Below are 19,931 nucleotides of genomic sequence, written 5' to 3' on the forward strand. Positions count from 1 at the left end.
CGCCGCTTCACAAAACCGGCCGCGCTGTAAGGCGCGTAAAAAGACGTCACCCCGCCGCGGCCTGGCGCGCCTCGTGCAGCGCCCGCGCGCAGCTGGCGGCAAACAGCAGCACGGCGGACGAGAAATACATCCACATCAGAAACACCACCAGCGAGCCCGCCGCCCCATAGGCCGACACCACAGCCGCGCGCGTCAGGTACAGCGCCAGCAGCTGCTTGCCCACGGTGAACAGCAACGCCCCCACCGCCGCGCCAAACAACAGGCAGCGCAGCGGCGGCTTGGGGCCGCTGCCTATGCGCATCAGCCCGACAAACAACAGCACCACCACGCCAAAGGACACGGCCTCGTTGATCAGCTGCAGCAGCAGGCCCGAGCCGAGGGGCAGCAGCGCGCTGGCCCAGGTGGCCAGCATCTTGATGACCGTGGACAGCACCAGCGACACCAGCAGCAGAAAGCCCAGCGCCAGCACATAGGCCAGGCCGCGCAGGCGCAGCGAGGCCATGCGCCACCAGGCCTTGCGCTCGGGCGCGGCCTGGCCGTGCAGCCACAGCCGCTCCAGCGCCGACTGCAGCTCCGCAAACACGCCGGTGGCGCCCGACAGCAGCAGCACAAAGCCGGCCATCGACGCCAGCCGGCCCTGCGCCGGCGCCTGGGCGCTGGCCAGGGCCGCGCGCACCACCTCGGCGCCCCGCTCGCCCATCACGCCCTGCACCTGGCCGATCAGGTTGCTCTCCAGATAGGCCTTGTCCACCCACCAGCCCAGCAGGCCGACGATGAGCAGCAACAGCGGCGCCAGGCTGAGCATGCCGTAGAACGACATGGCGGCGCTCATGCGCAGGCCGTCAGCATCCAGCCACAGGCGCACGGCGCGCAGCAGCGGTGTCAGGTGTTGCACCAGGGCGCGGGCAGGCGATGGTGGCTTGGGCGAGGCATCAGGCATGGCCCGATTGTGCGCATGCTCGGGCCGGCGCGCGCCGGCTCTTACACTCACGACTCACCGCTCACCACTTACGAACACACAAGCATGCAAACGCGTTGCGCCCTGGTCGGCATGCCCGGCAGCGGCAAATCCACCGTGGGCCGGCAGCTCGCCCGGCGCCTGGGCCTGCCCTTCATCGACATGGACCACCTGCTGGAGCAGCGCCTGGGCTGCAGCATCAGCAGCTTTTTCGAGCAGCATGGCGAGCCGGCCTTTCGCGACCACGAGACGGCCCTGTTGGCCGAGCTGGCGGCCGAGAGCGGGGACATGGTGCTGTCCACCGGCGGCGGCGTGGTACTGCGGCCGGAGAACCGCGCCGCCCTGCGCCAGGGCTTCTCGCATGTGATGTACCTGCGCGCCTCGCCCGACGAGATTTACAAGCGCGTGCGCCATAGCCAGACGCGGCCGCTGCTGCAGGTGGCCGACCCACAGGCGCGCCTGCGCGAGCTCTACCGCACACGCGACCCGCTGTACCGCGAGGCCGCGCACTACGTGATCGAAACCGGCCGCCCCACGGTGAACACGCTGGTGAACATGATCGTGATGCAGCTGGAGATGGCGCCGGGGGCTTGAGGCCGGATACCGCGCGCGTCCCGCATGACCTCTGCCCCGCCCATCCTCCACGGCCCGGATCGGCCCGAGCTGCTGCGCGGCGAAGTCCTGGCCGACCTGTTCGAGGCCACGGCAGCGCGCTTGCCGCACAAGACCGCGCTCATCGCCGGCGGCGAGCACCTGAGCTATGGCGCGCTGAACGCCGCCGCCGACCTGGCCGCACACCGCCTGATCTTGGCCGGCGTGCGGCCCGGCGACATGGTCGGCCTGTGGCTGCCGCGCGGGCTGGAGCTGCTCATCTGCCAGCTGGCCATCGCCAAGACTGGCGCCGCCTGGCTGCCGTTTGACGCCGAGGTGCCGACCGAGCGCATCGCCATCTGCCTGGACGATGCCAACGCCAGCGCACTATTGATTTCGGAGCTATCGGCGCCCGCCATACGGGCGCAAACGGGTATTTCGGCACAAATCCTCACGGCGCAGGCGGTGCTGGCGCCACTGCCGGCCGGCGAACCACTGCGCCGCCGCGCGGACGCCGCACCCGAGCACACGGCCTACGTCATCTACACCAGCGGCTCCACCGGCAAGCCCAAGGGCATCGCCGTCACCCAGGCCAGCATCTGCCACTTTTTGCGCAGCGAGAACGCGCGCCTGGGCGTGCGCGAGGACGACCGCGTGTACCAGGGCTTCTCGGTGGCCTTCGACATGAGCTTCGAGGAGATCTGGATCAGCTACCTGGTGGGCGCCACGCTGTGGCTGGCGCCCAAGGAGATCGCCGGCGACCCCGAGGCCCTGCCGCGCGCGCTGATCGAAAACGACATCACGGTGCTGCACGCCGTGCCCACGCTGCTGGCGCTGTTCGCGCAGGATGTGCCTGGCCTGCGCATCATCAACCTGGGCGGCGAGATGTGCCCGCAGGCGCTGGTGGACCAGTGGGCCACGCCCGGTCGGCAGATGTTCAACACCTATGGCCCCACCGAGGCCACGGTGTCGGCCAGCCTGGCCGAACTGCACGCGGGCGAGCCGGTGACGATTGGCGAGGCACTGCCCAACTATGGGCTGCTGGTGATCGAGGTGATCGAGCCGGAGGCCATCGTGGACGGCCGCCTGTCACCTTTGAAGCTGCTGCCCTTTGGCGAGACCGGCGAGCTGTGCATCACCGGCCCCGGCGTGGCCGCCGGCTACCTGGGCCGGCCCGAGCTGACGGCCGAGAAGTTCCTGCCCAACCCCTGGGCGCGCAACGACTGCGAGGCGCGCCTGTACCGCACCGGTGACCTGGCGCGCGTGGAGTTGAGGGCCGACGGCCAGCCGCAGATGCAATGCCTGGGCCGCGCCGATGACCAGGTCAAGGTGCGCGGCTTTCGCGTGGAGCTGGGCGAGATCGAGGCCGTGCTGGCGGCGCAGCCCGGCGTGGGCACCACGGCCGTGGTGCTGCGGCCCGATGCGGGCATGGATCAGCTGATCGCCTTTTACGTGCCCAACGGCCAGCCGCCCGAGGCCAAGACCCTGCGCGCCGCGCTGGCCGACAGGCTGCCGCCCTACATGGTGCCGGCGCGCTTCGAGGACCTGGCCGCCATGCCGCGCCTGTCCAGCGGCAAGATAGACCGCAAGGTGCTGAAAAGCCAGCCGCTGGCCCCCGCCGCGCCGGCCGAGGGTGGCGATGAGCCCGAGACGCCGGCCGAGACCGCGCTATTTGCCGCGCTGCAGGGGCTGTTTCCCGGCCAGCCGCTGCGCCGCGCGCAGGACTTTTTCAGCGACCTGGGCGGCCACTCGCTGCTGGCCGCGCGCCTGGTCTCCAGGCTGCGGCAGGACGCGTGCTTTGCCCGGGCCACCGTGGCCGACATCTACACGCACCGCCGCCTGGGCGCCATCGCCCAGGCGCTGCAGGCCGGCATGGTCGATGCGCGGGCCGGCGCGGCCGAGCGCCCCTTCCTCATCCACGGCCGCTGGCGCCGCTGGCGCTGCGGCCTGGCCCAGGGCCTAGCGATTCCGCTGCTGGTGCTGCTGAACATGGCGCAGTGGCTGGCCCCCTTCTTTGCCTACCACTTCTACACCGGCGATGCGGGGGACTCGATTACCCGCGCCGTGGCCATGTCGGTGCTGGCGTTTTTGGCCAGCACGCTGCTGGGCTTTGGCGTGGCCACCACGGGGCGCTGGCTGCTGGCCGGCCGCCTGGCACCGGGCAGCTACCCGCTGTGGGGCCTGACCTACTACCGCTGGTGGCTGGCCGATCGGCTAACCGAGACCGTGCCCGTGTACCTGCTCAACGGCTCGGCGCTGTACCCGGCCTGGCTGCGCCTGCTGGGCGCGCGCATCGGGCCCGAGGTGGTGCTGGGTTCCACCACCATGCGCGTGCCGCACCTGGTCAGCATTGGCGCGGGCACCAGCATAGGCAACGGCGTAAATCTGGAAAATGCCCGCGTCGAAGGCGGCCGGCTGCACCTGGGAGCCATAGACATTGGCGCCAACGCCTGCATAGGCTCCTACGTGGTCATCGAAGGCGACACGGTGGTCGGTGACTGGGCTCATGTGGAGGGCCAGTCGGCCCTGGCCGCGGGCCAGCGCGTGCCGGCGCGCCAGGCCTGGCATGGCTCGCCGGCGCGCCAGCGCGGCGACTTCGACCCCGCCAGCCTGCCCGCGCGCCCGGCCGTGTCCGCCGCGCGCAGGGCCGGCGAGGTGACCTTCTTCGCCCTGGCGGCGCTGGCCGTGGCGGTGCTGTTCTTCATGCCGGTGTTTCCCACCTTCATGCTCATCGACTGGCTGGACATCCCCGAGATCTCCGTGCGCCCGCTGGTAGACGACGGCAGCATCAGCGCCTTGCAGGCCTTCGGCCTGCGCCTGGTGAAGTTCTTTGTGCTGGCACTGCCGGCCAGCCTGGTGTTCATCCTGGTCACGGTGCTGCTGTCGGCCGGCATCCGCTGGGCCTTGCTGCCGCGCATGCGCGCGGGCAGCTGGCCGGTGCACAGCCCGCGCTACCTGGCCAAGTGGACGGTGAACCTGATCCAGGAGGCCAGCCTGGCGGTGCTGCACGGCATCTACGCCACCGTGTATTCGGCCGCCTGGTACCGGCTGCTGGGTGCGCACGTGGGCAAGGAGACCGAGCTGTCCACCGCCCTGGGCGTGGTACCCGACATGCTGACGCTGGGCGACGGCTGCTTCATCGCCGACGCCGTGATGCTGGGCGACGAGCATATCGACGGCGGCTGGATGACGGTGCAGCCCACCGTCGTGTCGCGGCGCAGCTTCATCGGCAACGGCGCCTACGTGCCCGACGGCACCACCGTGCCCGAGAACGTTCTCATAGGCGTGCTCAGCAGCGTGCCGCGCAACGCCAGCATGCAGGACGGCGACACCTGGCTGGGCGCGCCGCCGCTGCGCCTGCCGGCACGCGAGCAGGTGGCGGGCTTCCCCGAGCACCTGACGTTTGCGCCCTCGCCCTGGCGCAAGGCGGCACGCGGGCTGGTGGAGGCGTTTCGCATCGCCGCGCCCCACGCGCTGGTGATCGCCACCGGCTACGCCATCGTGCTGGATGCCATGCCGCTGGCCGAGGAGGGCCGCTGGGCCGCCGTGGCGCTGGACCTGGCGGTGGGCGGCATGCTCTTCGGCATGGCCACCTTCGGCTTCGTGGCGCTGTTCAAATGGCTGGCCGTGCGCCGCTACGGGCAGCGCGCCGCGCCCATGTGGACGCCCTTCGTGTGGCTGTCCGAGGCCGCCACCAACCTCTATGAAGGCGTGGCCGTGCCCTGGTTTTTGCGCTACCTGCGCGGCACGCCCTGGCTCAACGATGCGCTCAAGCTGCTGGGCGCCGACATCGGCCGCGGTGTATTCCTGGACACCACCGACATGACCGAGTTCGACTGCGTGCACATCGGCGCGCACAGCGAGCTCAACGCCCTGTGCTGCCCGCAGACGCATCTGTTCGAGGACCGGGTGATGAAGATCGACCATGTGCGCATAGGCAGCCGCGTCACGCTGGGGCCACGCTGCACCGTGCTGTACGGCGCCCAGGTGGGCGATGGCGCGCAGCTGGGCCCGCTGACGCTGGTGATGAAGGGCGAGCAGATTCCGGCCGGCACGCTCTGGCACGGCCTGCCGGCTGCGCCTTGGCGCTGAGCACGGCAGCTTGCGCGCGAGGCTCGTTCGGTGCAGTTTTTTCTCCATCGCCCCCTTGGGGGAGAGGGAGAAACAGCCCTAAGGCACTGCCCATGCTGCGCAAGACGCTATGAAATTATGTGTTCAGACCTAAGCTTGCCATGCCCCTTCGCCGGCGACCGCCTGGCCGGCGCGCCCCAGGCGCATGCGCTCGATACGCGCCTGGCACAGGCCGTGGCACCCGGGCAGGAGCGCGATCATGCCCGCGCTCAGGCCCGCGCCGCGCTGCGCCGGCTGCTGGCCGCCGTACTCGGCTGCGCGCCGCAGGCGCTCAGCGTGAGCGACGCGCGTGGAATACCACCGCGCCTGGGCTGGACTACCGGCGGCCGGTCGGGGCTGGACGCCATCGGCCTGTCGATCAGCCACGCGCCTGGCCTGTCGCTGGTGGCCTGGTGCCCCAAGGGCGCGGTGGGCGTCGATGTGCAGGCCGTGCCGTACGCCACCGATCGCGCCGAGCTGTGGCGCACGGCGGCGCTGTTTTTTCCACCGGACAGGCTGGAAGCACTCGCTGAGCATGCGTCAGACGCTCTTTTTAGTGAAGCGTTCGCGGGCCACTGGGCAGCCCACGAGGCGGCGCTCAAATGCCTGGGCCAGGGCCTGGTGGAATACACGCCCACGCTGGCGGCGCGGCTGACCGGGGTGCGCACGGCGGCCCTCACCCTGCCGGGCTGGGCCGCCGCAGACGTGGTGGCCGCCATCGCCTGGCGCCCCTAACCGCCATGCTGTTCAGATAGCGATCGATGCCATTTGTGCGCAGGAGCCGTTCACTGAACCGCACTATTGATCCGGCAAGTAACGGTTGTTGGCTGTCATCATCTCGGCCTTCGCCGGGATGACGGTCAATCCTTTGTTGCCGGGGCAATAACCGGGTCACGACGCGGCAATCACGCCGCAGGCGATGCGCGCGCCCGAGTTGCCGGTGGGCTGCGTCTTATAGTCGTCCGCGTCCTTGTGCACCACCAGCGACCGCCCGACGATGCTGGTCGGCCCGGGCGCGACCGTGACGCCCGTCACGCTGAACTCGGCCCGGGCCTTGCCGCTGGCGTCGGCCTTCAGCGCCGGCAGGTCACCGCCATGGTGATCGGCGTTCTGCGGCCCATGGGGCTTGCCCGTAGGGTTGAAATGCCCGCCCGCGCTCATGGCGTCGGGTGCCGAGCAGTCGCCCTTGTCGTGGATGTGCAGGCCATGCTCCTGCCCCGGCGTCAGGCCGCTGACCTCGACGCGCACCAGAACCCGGTCGCCCTGCTGCCTGAAGTTGGCCTGGCCGCTCGTGGCCGAGCCGCTGCGCGGCTGCAAGCTGGTGCCGGCGCCCAGGCCCTGGCCGGCCAGATGGCCGCAGGCCGTGAGCAGCAGGACGCTGGCGCCCAGTGCGGCATGGGAAAGAAATCGCATGGCAGGTCTCCTTCGGTGCTTCAGTGTGTCGATGCAATGGGTGGCGCGGCGCAACCTGCACCGGCCAAGCCTATTCTTGCCGATACCGGTGCGTGCCGTGCCACGGCTATCATTTCGGAGCAGCTCTCCAAGAAAGCCCAGGCCATGCCCGATTCCACCGGCAATTGCGACTTCATCGCGCTCTCCAACGACTCTTACCGCCTGCTGCTCGACGAGGTCGGCGCCTTTGTCTACACCACCGACATGGTCGGCCGCTACACCTTTGCCAACCGCATGGTGCTGCAGCTCTTGGGGCACCCGCTGGACTATGTGGTCGGCAAGGACATCAGCCATTTCTTTGGCGACAAGGGCAACGAGGCGCTGCGCGAGACCGACGAGCGCGTGCTGCGCGGCGGCGAGACCATTGCGCGCGAAGAGAGCAACCTGATCCTGGCCACCGGCGAGCTGCGCACCTACTGGTCCACCAAAAAACCTCTGCGCGACGCCACGGGCCAGATCATCGGCATGATCGGCATCTCGCACGACATCACCGAAAAAAAACGCCTGGAAGACAAGCTGCGCCGGCAAAAGGAGCTGCTGGACGCGCTGGTGGACAACGTCGATGCGCTGATCTACATGAAGGACGCCAACCGGCGCTTTCTCTACGCCAACCGGCGCATGGCCGATGCGTTTGGCTGCTCGGTGGACCAGATCATCGGCAGCCTGGACGTAGACCTGATGCCCGCCGAGGTGGCCGAGCGCTTCTGGCAGCAGGATCAAAAAATCCTCGCTAACGGCCAGCGCCACGCCTGCGAGGAGTCGCTGGTCGATGCCAGCGGCCGCCTGCGCCACTACTGGAGCGTGATCATCCCCTGGGCCGGCCCCGACGGCACGCCGGCCATCATCGGGCTGAGCACCGACATCACCGAGCTGCATGCCCTCAAGGAAGAGCTGCAGCGCCAGGCCCGGGCCGACAGTCTCACGGGCATCGCCAACCGGCGCAGCTTCTACGAAAGCGCCGAGCACGAGTTCGCGCGCAGCCGCCTGCAGGGGCGCGCCTTGAGCCTGATCACCATCGACATCGACTTCTTCAAGAAGATCAACGACACGCTGGGCCACCCCATGGGCGACCGGGTGCTGCAGGAATTCGTCGCCTGCTGCCAGGACGCACTGCGCACCGAAGGCCTGCTGGCACGCACCGGCGGCGAGGAGTTCTGCATCCTGCTGCCCGGCACCGATCTGGACGCGGCCCGGCACATTGCCGAGCGCATCCGCGAGCAGACGCAGGCGCGGCGCATAGCAGTGCCGGCGCAGGAGCTGCGCATCAGCGCCAGCTTTGGCGTGGCCGGCCTGTGCGATACCGACGAGCGCTTCGAGACCCTGTATTCCCGTGCCGACCTGGCGCTGTATGCGGCCAAGCAACAGGGCCGCAACCGCACCAGCCTGCTGCGGTCGCCGGCGCAGGAAGGTGCCAGTTCGTCAATGACCTAGCCCAGGTTCGGCGCCAGGCGCCGGCGCAGCTCGTCAATATCCATGCCGCGGCGCGCGGCCATGTCCTGCACCTGGTCGTCGCCGATCTGGCCGACCACGAAGTAGGTGGCCTCGGGGTGGGCCAGGTAGAAGCCGCTGACGCTGGAGGCCGGGAACATGGCCATGCTCTCGGTCAGCTGCATGCCGATCTCTGGCGCATTGAGGGTGTCAAACAGCGCGATCTTGGCCGTGTGATCCGGGCAGGCGGGGTAGCCGGGCGCGGGGCGTATGCCCTGGTATTTCTCGGCGATCAGGTCCGCGTTGGTGAGGTTTTCGTGGGCGCCATAGCCCCACAGGTCGGTGCGCACGCGGTGGTGCAGGCATTCGGCAAAGGCCTCGGCCAGGCGGTCGGCCAGGCCCTTGAACATGATGCTGGAGTAGTCGTCCAGCGCATCGAGGAATTCCTTTTCCTTCTTCTCGCTGCCGATGCCAGCCGTGACGGCAAACAAGCCGGCGTAGTCCTTGATGCCCGACTCCTTGGGCGCGACGAAGTCGGCCAGGCAGCGGCTGGGGCGCAGCTTGCCCTCGGCATCGGGCTGCTTCTCGGTCTGCTGGCGCAGGCCGTACCAGGTCATCAGGACCTGGCTGCGCGTCTCGTCGGTGTAGAACTCGATGTCATCGCCGACACGGTTGGCCGGGAACAGGCCCATCACGCCATTGGCCGTGAGCCAGCGGCCTTCGACGATCTTCTTCAACATGGCCTGGCCGTCGGCAAACACCTTGCGCGCCTCCACGCCCACCACCTCGTCGTCGAGGATGGCGGGAAAGGGGCCGGCCAGGTCCCAGGTCTGGAAGAACGGGCCCCAGTCGAGGAAGGGCACGAGCTCGGCCAGATCAAAGTTCTTGAATACGCGCCGGCCCAGCGCGCGCGGCACGACCGGTGCATAGGTGAGCTGGGTGGCGTTGGCGCGGGCCTTCTCGATCGTCCACAGCGGCGTTTTCTTCTTCTTGGCATGCAGCTCGCGCACATGGTCGTAGTCGGCCTGCACCTCGGCCAGATACGCGTCCTTGCCCTCGCCCAGCAGGCTTTGCGCCACACCCACGCTGCGCGAGGCGTCGGGCACGTAGACCACGGGGCCCTCATAGTTGGGCGCGATCTTCACGGCGGTGTGCACGCGCGAGCAGGTGGCGCCGCCGATCAGGAGCGGTATCTTCTTGATGCGGAAATAGTCGTCCTTGTGCATCTCGCCGGCGACGTATTGCATCTCTTCCAGGCTGGGGGTGATGAGGCCCGAGAGGCCGACGATGTCCGCCCCTTCCGCCTTGGCGCGCGCCAGAATTTCGTGACAGGGCACCATCACGCCCATGTTGATGACCTCGAAGTTATTGCACTGCAAGACCACGGTGACGATGTTCTTGCCGATGTCGTGCACGTCGCCCTTGACGGTGGCAATGACGATCTTGCCCTTGCTGGAAACGTCCAGGCCCGCCGCCTCTTGCTGGCGCTTTTCTTCCTCGATGTAGGGAATCAGGTGCGCCACGGCCTGCTTCATCACGCGCGCGGACTTCACCACCTGCGGCAGAAACATCTTGCCGGCGCCAAACAGGTCGCCGACGATGTTCATGCCGTCCATCAGCGGGCCTTCAATCACGTGCAGCGGGCGCCCGCCCTTGGCGACGACGATGTCCTGGTAGGCCTCCTCGGTGTCTTCGACGATGAAGTCGGTGATGCCATGCACCAGCGCGTGCGACAGACGCTCGCCCACGGTTTTGGGGTGCTCTGGCGTGCCGCGCCACTCCAGCTTCTTGCCCTCGTCCTTGGCCGCGCCCTTGGCGGATTCGGCAATCTCCAAGAGCCTTTCCGCTGCATCCGGGCGGCGGTTCAAGACCACGTCTTCCACGCGCTCGCGCAGCTCGGGTTCGAGGTCGTCGTACACGCCCACCATGCCGGCGTTGACGATACCCATGTCCATGCCCGCCGCAATCGCGTGGTACAGGAACACGGTGTGAATCGCTTCGCGCACCGGGTCGTTGCCACGGAAGCTGAACGACACGTTGGACACGCCGCCCGAGACCTTGGCGCCGGGCAGGTTCTGCTTGATCCAGCGCACGGCCTCGATGAAATCGACCGCGTAGTTGGCGTGCTCCTCAATGCCGGTGGCCACGGCGAAGATGTTGGGGTCGAAGATGATGTCCTCGGGCGCAAAGCCGACCTCATCGACCAGCACGCGGTAGGCGCGCTCGCAAATCTCGGTCTTGCGCGCAAAGGTATCGGCCTGGCCTTGTTCATCAAACGCCATGACCACGGCGGCGGCGCCGTAACGCTTGATCAGCTTGGCCTGCTGCTTGAACGGCTCCACGCCCTCTTTCATGGAAATCGAGTTGACGATGCCCTTGCCCTGCAGGCAGCGCAGCCCGGCCTCGATCACCTCCCATTTAGATGAGTCCACCATCACCGGCACGCGGGCGATGTCGGGCTCGCTGGCGATCAGGTTCAAAAAGCGCACCATGGCCGCCTTGCTGTCGAGCATGGCCTCGTCCATGTTCACGTCGATGACCTGGGCGCCGTTCTCCACCTGCTGGCGCGCCACCGACAGGGCTTCCTCGTACTGCTCGTTGAGGATCATGCGCGCGAAGGCCTTGGAGCCGGTGACGTTGGTGCGCTCGCCGACGTTGACGAACAGGCTATCGGCGCCAATGAACACCGGCTCCAGGCCGGAGAGTTTCATGGGGGGGACAGGGGTGGGGGCAGCAGCGGTCATGGCTCACCTGTGCAATCGGTTGGCGGGGAAAAGCAAAGAGACAAGGACAGGTGAGCGTCGTTGCGGCCCAGAGCGGCCCCAAGCCTGACGGGTGGCGCACCCGCTGCAACGCTCCTTGGCAAGGGCTGGATTTTACCGGCCTGGTATACGGCTGTTTTATCGGAATAAAAATAGGCCGTAATGTTTATGTGACAACCGTCTAACGCTATAAAAAAAATAGCTTCAAAGCATGTAGGAGGGTGTCCCTGGAGGCCTGTGCCGCGGGTTGATGAGCAACAAGCTTGCCAGGCCGGAAGTAAACAAATGTACTGACACAATCGGCGGCAGTGCTTTTTTATTCCGAACCCGCTGCCACGATGCCCGAGGCCGTATGAGTACCACCCATCCCCTGCTGCTACAGCCCGAGGGCAAGACGCTGGAGTTCAAGCGTGATCTGTCCTCGCCGCAGAACCTGCTCAAAACCCTGGTGGCCTTTGCCAACAGTGCGGGCGGGCGCCTGGTCATCGGGGTCGATGATGCGCGGCGAGTCGTGGGTGTATCGGTTGACGGCGTCATAGCCTCGATTGCGGAATTTACGGGCGTTGATTCCGTGATCCACGCCCGCCCCCCAGCAAGCTTGCCGCAGCACCACCGCCAGCGCGCTGGCACCACAATCAAATCACCGCCTGAAGCGGCTGTCGACACTGACCAAACCCATGAAATTCATCCACGCCGCCGACATCCACCTCGACAGCCCGCTGGTCGGCCTGTCGGCCTATCCCGACGCGCCGGCCGAGCGCCTGCGCACGGCCACGCGCGAGGCCTTTGAGCGGCTGGTGGCGCGCGCCATCGAGGAGCAGGTGGACTTCATGGTGATTGCCGGCGACCTGTACGACGGCGACTGGAAGGATTACCACACGGGCCTGTTCTTCGTGCGCCAGATGGGGCGGCTGCGCCAGGCGGGCATCGCGGTATACCTGCTCTACGGCAACCACGACGCCGAAAGCGAAGTCACGCGCAGTCTGCAACTGCCGGACAACGTGCAGGTGTTTCCGGCACGCCGCGCCGAGACCTTTCGCATCGCCGCGCTCCAGGTGGCGCTGCACGGCCAGAGCTTCAAGCACGCCGCCACCACCGACAACCTGGTGCCCGGCTACCCCGCGCTGGTGCCCGGCTGGCTCAACATCGGCGTGCTGCACACCGCGCTGGAGGGCAACGCCCAGCACGCCAGCTACGCCCCCTGCTCGCAGGCCGAGCTGCACGCCAAGGGCTACCAATACTGGGCGCTGGGCCATGTCCACGCGCACTGGGTGGAACAGGGCGACGTGACCATCGCCTACCCGGGCAACCTGCAGGGGCGCCACATCCGCGAGACCGGCGCGCATGGCGCGCTGCTCGTCACCGCCGAAGGGACGCAGATCACCCGCATCGATCGCCTGGAAGTGGATGTGCTGCGCTGGCACCTACTGGAGATAGACGCCAGCCAGGCCGATGACCTGCCCGATGCCCTGCGCCTGGTGGGCCAGGCGCTGGATCAGCTGTTGCGCCAAGAACCGGCGCACATGGTGCTGGCCGTGCGCGTGCGCTTTGCCGGCGCGTCTGGCGCGCACGCGGCGCTGCTGCGCAGCGACCAGCAGCTGCGCCACGAGGTCATCGCCCAGGCCGTGGCGCTGAACCCCGAACGCCTGTGGATTGAGAAGGTCAACACCGACACCCAGCCGCTACAGCTGGCCCAGGCGCCGGCCAGCGGCGCTGCCGCCAACGCCTTCGCCGAATTGCAAGACCTGGCGCGCACCGCGCCGCAAGACGAAAGCTTTGCGCAGGCGCTGCAAGCCAGCTGGCAAGCCGTTCTGGAAAAGCTGCCGCACGAGGTGCTGGCGCAGGCGCCCGAGCTGGCCGCGCTGCGCCAGCAACCCGAAGAGGCGCTGGCCGCGCAACTGCAAGACGCCCTGACGCTGCTGGGCGCACGCACCGGCGCGGCGGCAGACGCCGACCGTTGATGACAAAGAGGGCTAAACCATGCGCATCAACGAATTCAAGCTCATCCGCTACGGCAAGTTCACCGACCGTACGCTGCACCTGCCCGTCCGGGCGAGCGCGCAGCGCGCGGACATCCACCTCATCGTCGGCCCCAACGAGGCCGGCAAGTCCACGCTGCGCCAAGCCATTGGCGACTGGCTGTTCGGCTTCCCCACGCGCACGCCCATGGGCTTTGTGCACCCCATGCCGGAGCTGCGCCTGGGCGGCAGCTTGCAGCGCACCGGCGAAGGCACCGCCAACGCGGTCAGCCTGGCGTTCGAGCGCGCCAAGGGCAACAAGAACACCCTGCACACCCCTGAAGACGCTGTGCTGCCCGACACCGCGCTGGCGCCCTGGCTGGCCCATGTGCAGCGCGAAGCCTACGAACGCATGTATGGGCTCGACCATGATCGGCTGGTGGCTGGCGGCGCCGACATCCTTGCCGCCTCCGACGACATCGGGCGCCTGCTGTTCCAGTCCGCCGCCGGCATCGAGCATTTGGGCGATACGCTACAAAAGCTGGAGCTTGAAGCCGATGCCCTGTGGGCGCCGCGCAAGGCCGGTTCACGCCTGTACTACCAGGCACGCGACGACTTCGAGGCCGCCGGCAAAGACCTCAAACAACACCTGTTGCGCGCCAAGGACTGGCAGGCGCAGCACGAGGCGCTGCAAACCACCGCCGCGCAGCTGCACGAGGCCCGCCAGCAGCATCAGGGGGTGGCGCAGCAGACCAGCCGGCTGGAGCGCATCCGCCGCGTGGCGCCGCTGCTGCAAACGCTGGACGCCGCACGCCAGCAACGCGACCAACTGCTGGCCCAGGGCAACATCGCCCTGCTGGACGAAGACGCCGGCCAACGGCTGGCCCAGGCTCGGCAACAGCTGGCGCTGATCCAGGCCGACATGCAGCGGCTGGCGCAAGAAAAGACGCAGCTCACGGACGCGCTGGCCGCCACGCAGGTCAACCACGACCTGCTGGCGCGCGCCGGCGACATCACCGAGCTCAACGAACGCCGGCTGCAGTTTCGGGCGCACGGCAGCGACATCGCCAAGCGCACGCAAGAAGTCCACGCCCACTGGCAGCGCGTACAAGAGCTGGCCGGCGCCCTGGGCTGGGCGGCCGACACCGAAGACGCGGTGCGCCAGCGCCTGCCGGTAGCGGCCGTGCGCGCGCGCCTGGCGCGCCTGCTCAAGCAGCACGGCGGCGTCGATCAAGACCTGCGCCAGGCCCAGGCCCAACTGGCCGAGCGCCAGCAGCAAATCGCCCAGCTTGCGCAGCAACTGCAAGCCCTGCCGGCACAAACCGCGCACCCCGGCCTGGCCCAGGCGCTCGACGATGCGCTGCCGTTTGCCAGCCACGACAGCACCCGGCGCGACGGGCAGCAAAAAGCCAGCGCCCTGGCGGACAAGATCGAGACCGCCCTGGCCGCCATGGGCAACTGGCGCCAGAGCCCGCAGGCCTTGGCCGGCATGCTGGCTCCGCAAGCCGCTGCCGTGCAGGCCTTGCAACAGCGCCAGCGCGACGAAGCCCGCCAGGCGCAAACCTCGCACGAGGCCGCCGAGGCCAAGGCGCAAGACATCGCCCAGGCCGAACTGGCGCTGCAGCAGCTGGTGCGCCAATTCCACCCCGTGTCGCTGGAGCAATTGCAGCAGGCACGGCAGGCGCGCGACAGCCTGTGGCAGGCCATCAAGGCCGCGCCCGCGCAACTGCCCCAGCAAGCAGGCGCATTTGAAAACCACCTGGCGCAGGCCGATCAGCTGGCCGACACCCGCCTGGAGCGTGCCCGGCACGAGGCCGACCGCCAGGCCAGCGCCCAGCGCCTGGAGCAGCTGCAACTCGAACTCAGCCAGCTGCAGCAACGCAGCGCGGCGGCGCAGGAGCGCGCCCACGGCTGCGCCGCCGAATGGCAAACCCTGGCCGCTGCCGGCAGCCTGCCGGCCCTGCCGCTGGACCTGGCCGGCGCCTGGCTGCAACAGCGCCAAACCGCGCTCGCCCTGGTGCAGGAACAGGCCGAGCTGGAGCAGCAAACCCACGCCAGCCAGCAGGCCGCCGACGCGGCACACCGCAAGCTGTGGGCTGCGCTGCACGCCGGCAGCGACAACAGCACCTCGACGCCTCCCTCCGCCCCCCTGGCCGAATGCCTGCGCCAGGCGCGCGCCCTCATCAAGGCGGCAGACCAGGCCCAGGGGCAGCGCGACACCCTGTCCCGCCAGCTGGCCGACTGGCAAGCGAGCCTGCCTACCCTGCAAAGCGCGGTGGACAAAGCCCAGCAGGCCTGGCAGCAATGGCAAAGCCGCTGGCAGGCGGCGCTGGTGGATGCGGCCTACCCCGCCAGCGCGCAGCCCGACAGCATCGAAGCCGAGATCGACACGCTGCAAGACATCGACCGGCTGCTGGGCAGCATGCGCAGTACCCGCAGCGACCGCATCGACGCCATGCAGGCCGACCTCGACGGCCTGGCCATCAGTGCCCAGGCACTGGCGGCGCGCCTGGCCCCGGAGCTGGCCACCCAACCCGCGCCGGAGATCGCGCTGGCTCTGGCGCAGCAGCTGGAAGGCGCCCGGCAGGCCCAGGAGCGCGCCGACCAGCTGCAGGCCCGGCTCGACAAGGCCGAGGCAGAACTCCACGCAGCACACAACAAGCAACAGGCCATCGATGCCGGCCTGGCGCCCCTGCTGGCGGCCGCTGGCTGCAGCGACCTGGACAGCCTGGCCAGCGCCATCGATCGCTCAGACCAGCGCCGGCACATCGACCAGCACATCCACACCACCGCGCAAGAACTGGCCCACGCCGCAGACGGCTACCCCGAGCCCGAACTGCGCGCGCAGGCCAGCCACGCCGACCCCGACGCCGTCAAGGCCGAGCTGCACACCCTGGCCCAGCAGTCGGGCGCGCTGCTGCAGCAGATCGAAGCCCTGAGCAGCCGCCACGGCAGCCAGCAGGCCGCGCTGGACGCGCTCGACGGCGCCAGCCATGCCGCCCAGGCCGAGGCGCGGCGGCAAGAGGCCATCGCCACCATGGCCGATGCCGTGCAGCGCTACACCCGGCTGAACAACGCCTCACGGCTGCTGCGCTGGTCCATCGAAAAGTTTCGCCAAACCCGGCAAGGCCCTATGCTGGCGCAGGCCTCCAGCATCTTTCGCACGCTCACCCAAGACCAGTTCGACCGCCTGCTGGTGGATGCCGAAGGCCACAGCCCGCGCCTGATCGGCGTGCGCAGCTCGGGCGCGCCGGTGGACGTCACCGGCATGAGCGAAGGCACGCGCGACCAGCTCTACCTGGCGCTGCGCCTGGCGGCCCTGCAACTGCAAACCGCGCAAGGCCAGGCCCTACCCTTCATCGCCGACGACCTGTTCATCAACTTCGACGACGGCCGCACGCTGGCCGGCCTGAAGGTGCTGGGCGAGCTCTCGCGCCACCTGCAAATCATCGTGCTCACACACCACGAGCACCTGCTGCCGCTGGCGCAGCAGGCGCTGGGCAAAGATCTGAATGTGGTGCGGCTGTAGTGGTGTGGTGCTAATCACTTTGCTTGATTAGCAAGGAGTCTCAGACTCCTTCCCCCTCTGGGGGAAGGCAGGGATGGGGGCTGATGTGACGGCGACGTGGCGACATCGACGAACGCGTGGTGCTGCCCCTGTCAACTCACTTTGATAGCAAACAACGCTTATTTGGCAACGGCTTTAACTCCCTCGCCCCCTTGGGGGAGAGGGTGGGGGTGAGGGGGTGATCGGGTGCAGCGCCCGCTTTTACGACCCTCACCCCACCCTCTCCCGCCAACGGGAGAGGGAGAAACAGCCGCAAAGCGTTGCTGATGTTGCATGACGCACTATAAAAATGTGTGCATACCGAGGGGGTGAGGGGCGTTGGCGGCAGGTACACAGTCAGAAAACCTCAGCCACCAATTGAACCCGGGCCGCAGTGGCGCGCACTTCCTTCATGCGTCCATGTCCAGGCAGCACCTTTTCCGCAATGGTCACCAGCCCGACTTGCTCCAACTCATCCAGGTCACGCTTGACTGCGCTGCGGTCTCGTTGCAGTCGCGCAGCAATATCCGTAATCGACCCAGGCGCCTCCTTGACCGCTCGAAACAAGGCCAAGCGGGTCTCGGTGATGAGCTTCATCACGTCGGCAGGGTCTTCAAAGCTGATGGTGCGCACCGCTTCGAGGGCTTTGCCACGGTCAGCCGCCTTGGCCAATCGACGGCCTCGTGCGAAGAAATCTTCTTCGGTGCCGGTCTTAATGATGAGCTTGGTCATTTGCGGCCTTTCAATGCAGTCCAATCCAGTTCAAAGCGCTCTTCAACGTCTTCATAGCTGATGAAGTCGATGGCTTCGACAGCGCCAAAGTAATGCCGATGGTGAAAGCCATGGGCGTTGTCATAGCCAACCACCCGCCCGTTGTCTCCGGCATGAAGGTTGTGATTGATATAGGCGAGGTTGTAGCGCGTAATCCGCCCCTGGTCATCAATCCATACTTCCCGCCGCAGGCGCCCATTTCCACGCTTGTCGGGAATCTTGTGCGATTCGTCGTGAATTTTTACCTCAGGCATGATTCATCGTATCACCCCTGACCCGTCTATGGCTCCGACTTCAGTGCACAGCGAAGGCCCACTGAAGCTCCTGATCGGAACCGCCCCAATCCGTCGGCAAGCTTGCGACGCTGCCGCCACGCGCCGAGCCGCCAGACAATGGCCGCATGGCATTCCTGGGTTGATCCACTGACACAGTGCCACGATTCACCCCAATGGAGAACAGCATGCCCCCCATCACCACCTACACCCAACTCGAAGACTTCGGCCGCATTCGCCTCTCGCGCAATTTTTTCATGCGCGACTTTCTGCACAGCGAGATTGCCGTCTGGCATGGCCTGCGCAATGTGCCCGTCAACCCTGATCTGGCGGTGCGCAACGGCCGCATGCTGTGCGAGCAGCTGCTGGAGCCGCTGCAGACCACCTTCGGGCGCATCCACATCCGCTCCGGCTACCGCTCGCCCGAGGTCAACGACCTGGGCAACCGCAACAACCTCAACTGCGCCAGCAACGAGAAGAACTGCGCGCGCCACATCTGGGATCAGCCCGATGCCAACGGCCAGCACGGCGCCATGGCCTGCATCGTCGTGCCCTGGCTGGTGGACTACATGCAAAAAGGCAGCTCCTGGACAGCCATGGCCTGGTGGATTCACGACCACCTGCCCTACGCCAGCCTGTACTTCTTTGCCAAGCTGGGCGCCTTCAACATTGGCTGGCACGAAGCGCCCGAGCGCCGTATCGACAGCTACGCCCCGCCCAAGGGCTGCCTGACTCGCCCGGGCATGGCCAACCATGGCGGCACGCATGCCAGCGAATACCCCGGGTTCCCGCAGCTGGTGCGTCCTGCCGCCAGGAGCACTGGCGTCAGCGCCGTGAACGCCGCACCGGCACTACCTGCGGCTCCCGCAACCTCCATTGCCGAACCCACCACCCCGCGCGCCGTGGCTGCCCCCATGGCCGCCACACCAACGACGCGCACGCCCGCCTTCACCCCACCTGCCTTTGCACGCAACCAACCCACCATGACCACCACCTTCCCTGCATCCAACGGTGGCCCCATTCGCTACCGCGCCATCCACGAAAAAACCCTGTGGCGCAAAGCCGGCGGGCACGCCTCCCTGGACAGCGCCATCCATGGCGCCAACGGAGCCGCCGCCTTGTTCCGGGGCAAGGTGCGCATCGACTACGCCACGCACGGTCAGCCACGCTACGCCGTGGTCTGGCAAGAAGGGCAGGGCACGGGCTACGTCATCAAGCCCGACGCCAGCCAGCCCCAGGACATCCGCGTGCAAAGCGTGCCGGTGCAAAAGCTGCAAGCCTTCGAGGTCGCCGGGCAGGCCAGCGCGGCGCAGCTGGAAGCGCTGTTTCAGCCTTGATGCAAACAGATCCCTGCTTCAAGCATCAAAAAGAGGAAGACATGCGCACCACCCTCGACATCTCCGACGACGTGCTGCTGGCGGCCAAAGAGCTGGCGCGGCGTGGCAAAAAGCCGCTGGGACAGGTCATCAGCGAACTGGCGCGCAAAGCCTTCACGCTGCCCGATGACCACAGCGCGGCGGCCGGTACGGCAAAAAACGCGGACAGCCCGTTGGCGGCGCTCGGCATTCACCCCCTGCCGCCGTGCGGCGTGATCGTCAGCAACGAACACATCGACCGCCTGCGCGACGAAGAGGGCGTCTGACATGCGGGCGCTGCTCGACGTCAACGTGCTGATTGCCCTGCACGACAGCAACCACATCCATCACGCCGAAGCCGCCCGCTGGCTGCAAACGCATGCCGAACAAGGCTGGGCCAGTTGCCCGCTGACGCAAAACGGTTGCCTGCGCATCATGGGCCAACCGGGTTACGCCAACCCTCAGCCCTTGCCCATACTCACGGCCATGCTGGCGCAGTCCACGGCCACGCGTTTTCACCAGTTCTGGCCCGACGACATCAGCCTGCTCGATAGCAGGCACTTCAACCACACCCACATCCACGGCCCGCGCCAGCTGACCGACATGTACCTGCTGGCGCTGGCCTTGCACCACGGCGGGCGCTTGGTCACATCTGATCATCATCTGAAAGGGTTCTCTCGCCTGTGCAGGTGGCGTCGCGCCCGGCGCGTCAACACGGGCTCTCAAG

The 19,931-nt window shown here is 67.6% G+C and carries 14 protein-coding genes, 1 pseudogene and 1 riboswitch; of the genes and pseudogenes, 10 read left to right on the forward strand and 5 right to left on the reverse strand.

Features of this window, described 5'->3' with window-relative positions:
* Window positions 1-46: 46 nt before the first annotated feature.
* On the reverse strand, window positions 47-940 hold the full coding sequence (locus tag P4826_RS11820) for a YihY/virulence factor BrkB family protein (RefSeq protein ID WP_317700590.1): 894 nt from the start codon (window positions 938-940) through the stop codon (window positions 47-49).
* An 84-nt stretch (window positions 941-1,024) separates the two neighbouring features.
* Between P4826_RS11820 and P4826_RS11825 the strand changes: the two genes are divergently transcribed.
* From P4826_RS11825 to P4826_RS11835, 3 genes are all read left to right on the forward strand, one after another.
* Complete coding sequence (locus tag P4826_RS11825) at window positions 1,025-1,552, forward strand: shikimate kinase (protein WP_317700591.1); 528 nt, start codon at window positions 1,025-1,027, stop codon at window positions 1,550-1,552.
* A gap of 24 nt (window positions 1,553-1,576) precedes the next feature.
* Complete coding sequence (locus P4826_RS11830; protein ID WP_317700592.1) at window positions 1,577-5,641, forward strand: Pls/PosA family non-ribosomal peptide synthetase; 4,065 nt, start codon at window positions 1,577-1,579, stop codon at window positions 5,639-5,641.
* 135 nt (window positions 5,642-5,776) lie between these two features.
* Window positions 5,777-6,394, forward strand: coding sequence for a 4'-phosphopantetheinyl transferase family protein (locus tag P4826_RS11835; RefSeq protein WP_317700593.1), 618 nt, complete (start codon window positions 5,777-5,779; stop codon window positions 6,392-6,394).
* Window positions 6,395-6,550: 156 nt separating this feature from the next.
* Here P4826_RS11835 and P4826_RS11840 read toward each other — a convergent pair whose 3' ends face one another.
* The gene (locus P4826_RS11840; RefSeq protein ID WP_317700594.1) at window positions 6,551-7,072 is read right to left on the reverse strand and encodes a superoxide dismutase family protein; all 522 of its coding nucleotides are present in this window, start codon (window positions 7,070-7,072) and stop codon (window positions 6,551-6,553) included.
* A gap of 144 nt (window positions 7,073-7,216) precedes the next feature.
* Here P4826_RS11840 and P4826_RS11845 point away from each other — a divergent pair, with 144 nt between their 5' ends.
* Window positions 7,217-8,542: a sensor domain-containing diguanylate cyclase gene (locus tag P4826_RS11845; RefSeq protein WP_317700595.1), complete on the forward strand. Its 1,326-nt coding sequence runs from the start codon at window positions 7,217-7,219 to the stop codon at window positions 8,540-8,542.
* Here P4826_RS11845 and metH read toward each other — a convergent pair.
* Window positions 8,539-11,283 carry a methionine synthase gene (gene metH, locus P4826_RS11850; protein WP_317700596.1) on the reverse strand — a complete coding sequence of 915 codons (2,745 nt, stop codon included), beginning with the start codon at window positions 11,281-11,283 and terminating at the stop codon, window positions 8,539-8,541. The two genes, P4826_RS11845 and metH, sit on opposite strands and share 4 nt — an antisense overlap.
* A gap of 45 nt (window positions 11,284-11,328) precedes the next feature.
* A riboswitch (S-adenosyl-L-homocysteine riboswitch) is annotated at window positions 11,329-11,406 on the reverse strand.
* A gap of 247 nt (window positions 11,407-11,653) precedes the next feature.
* Here metH and P4826_RS11855 point away from each other — a divergent pair.
* Genes P4826_RS11855 through P4826_RS11865 form a run of 3 tightly spaced genes read left to right on the forward strand, consistent with a single transcriptional unit; the run spans window position 11,654 to window position 16,788 of the window.
* A complete protein-coding gene (locus tag P4826_RS11855; RefSeq protein WP_317700597.1) occupies window positions 11,654-12,091 on the forward strand; it encodes an AlbA family DNA-binding domain-containing protein in 438 nt (145 codons plus the stop codon).
* Window positions 11,979-13,262 (forward strand): metallophosphoesterase family protein, encoded by a 1,284-nt coding sequence (locus P4826_RS11860; protein ID WP_317700598.1) that lies wholly within the window; start codon window positions 11,979-11,981, stop codon window positions 13,260-13,262. Before P4826_RS11855 ends, P4826_RS11860 begins: the two co-directional genes overlap by 113 nt.
* Window positions 13,263-13,281: 19 nt before the next feature.
* Window positions 13,282-16,788: an ATP-binding protein gene (locus P4826_RS11865; RefSeq protein ID WP_317700599.1), complete on the forward strand. Its 3,507-nt coding sequence runs from the start codon at window positions 13,282-13,284 to the stop codon at window positions 16,786-16,788.
* Window positions 16,789-17,163: 375 nt separating this feature from the next.
* Here the strand turns inward: P4826_RS11865 and P4826_RS11870 are convergent, their stop codons facing one another.
* Both P4826_RS11870 and P4826_RS11875 read right to left on the reverse strand, forming a co-directional pair.
* Complete coding sequence (locus tag P4826_RS11870) at window positions 17,164-17,538, reverse strand: HVO_A0114 family putative DNA-binding protein (RefSeq protein ID WP_317700600.1); 375 nt, start codon at window positions 17,536-17,538, stop codon at window positions 17,164-17,166.
* Window positions 17,535-17,831, reverse strand: a complete 297-nt coding sequence (locus P4826_RS11875; protein WP_317700601.1) for a toxin-antitoxin system TumE family protein — start codon at window positions 17,829-17,831, stop codon at window positions 17,535-17,537. The genes P4826_RS11870 and P4826_RS11875 overlap by 4 nt, the downstream gene beginning before the upstream one ends.
* 206 nt (window positions 17,832-18,037) lie before the next feature.
* Here P4826_RS11875 and P4826_RS11880 point away from each other — a divergent pair, with 206 nt between their 5' ends.
* The 3 genes and pseudogenes from P4826_RS11880 to P4826_RS11890 form a co-directional block, all read left to right on the forward strand.
* On the forward strand, window positions 18,038-19,186 hold the full coding sequence (locus P4826_RS11880; protein WP_317700602.1) for a hypothetical protein: 1,149 nt from the start codon (window positions 18,038-18,040) through the stop codon (window positions 19,184-19,186).
* 41 nt (window positions 19,187-19,227) lie between these two features.
* Window positions 19,228-19,491: a hypothetical protein gene (locus P4826_RS11885; RefSeq protein ID WP_317700603.1), complete on the forward strand. Its 264-nt coding sequence runs from the start codon at window positions 19,228-19,230 to the stop codon at window positions 19,489-19,491.
* A gap of 1 nt (window position 19,492) precedes the next feature.
* Window positions 19,493-19,828, forward strand: a pseudogene (locus tag P4826_RS11890) (TA system VapC family ribonuclease toxin); the annotation flags it as partial.
* Between the last annotated feature and the right edge of the window lie 103 nt (window positions 19,829-19,931).

The sequence above is a fragment of the Diaphorobacter limosus genome, assembly GCF_033100095.1.
GTDB lineage: Bacteria > Pseudomonadota > Gammaproteobacteria > Burkholderiales > Burkholderiaceae_C > Alicycliphilus > Alicycliphilus limosus.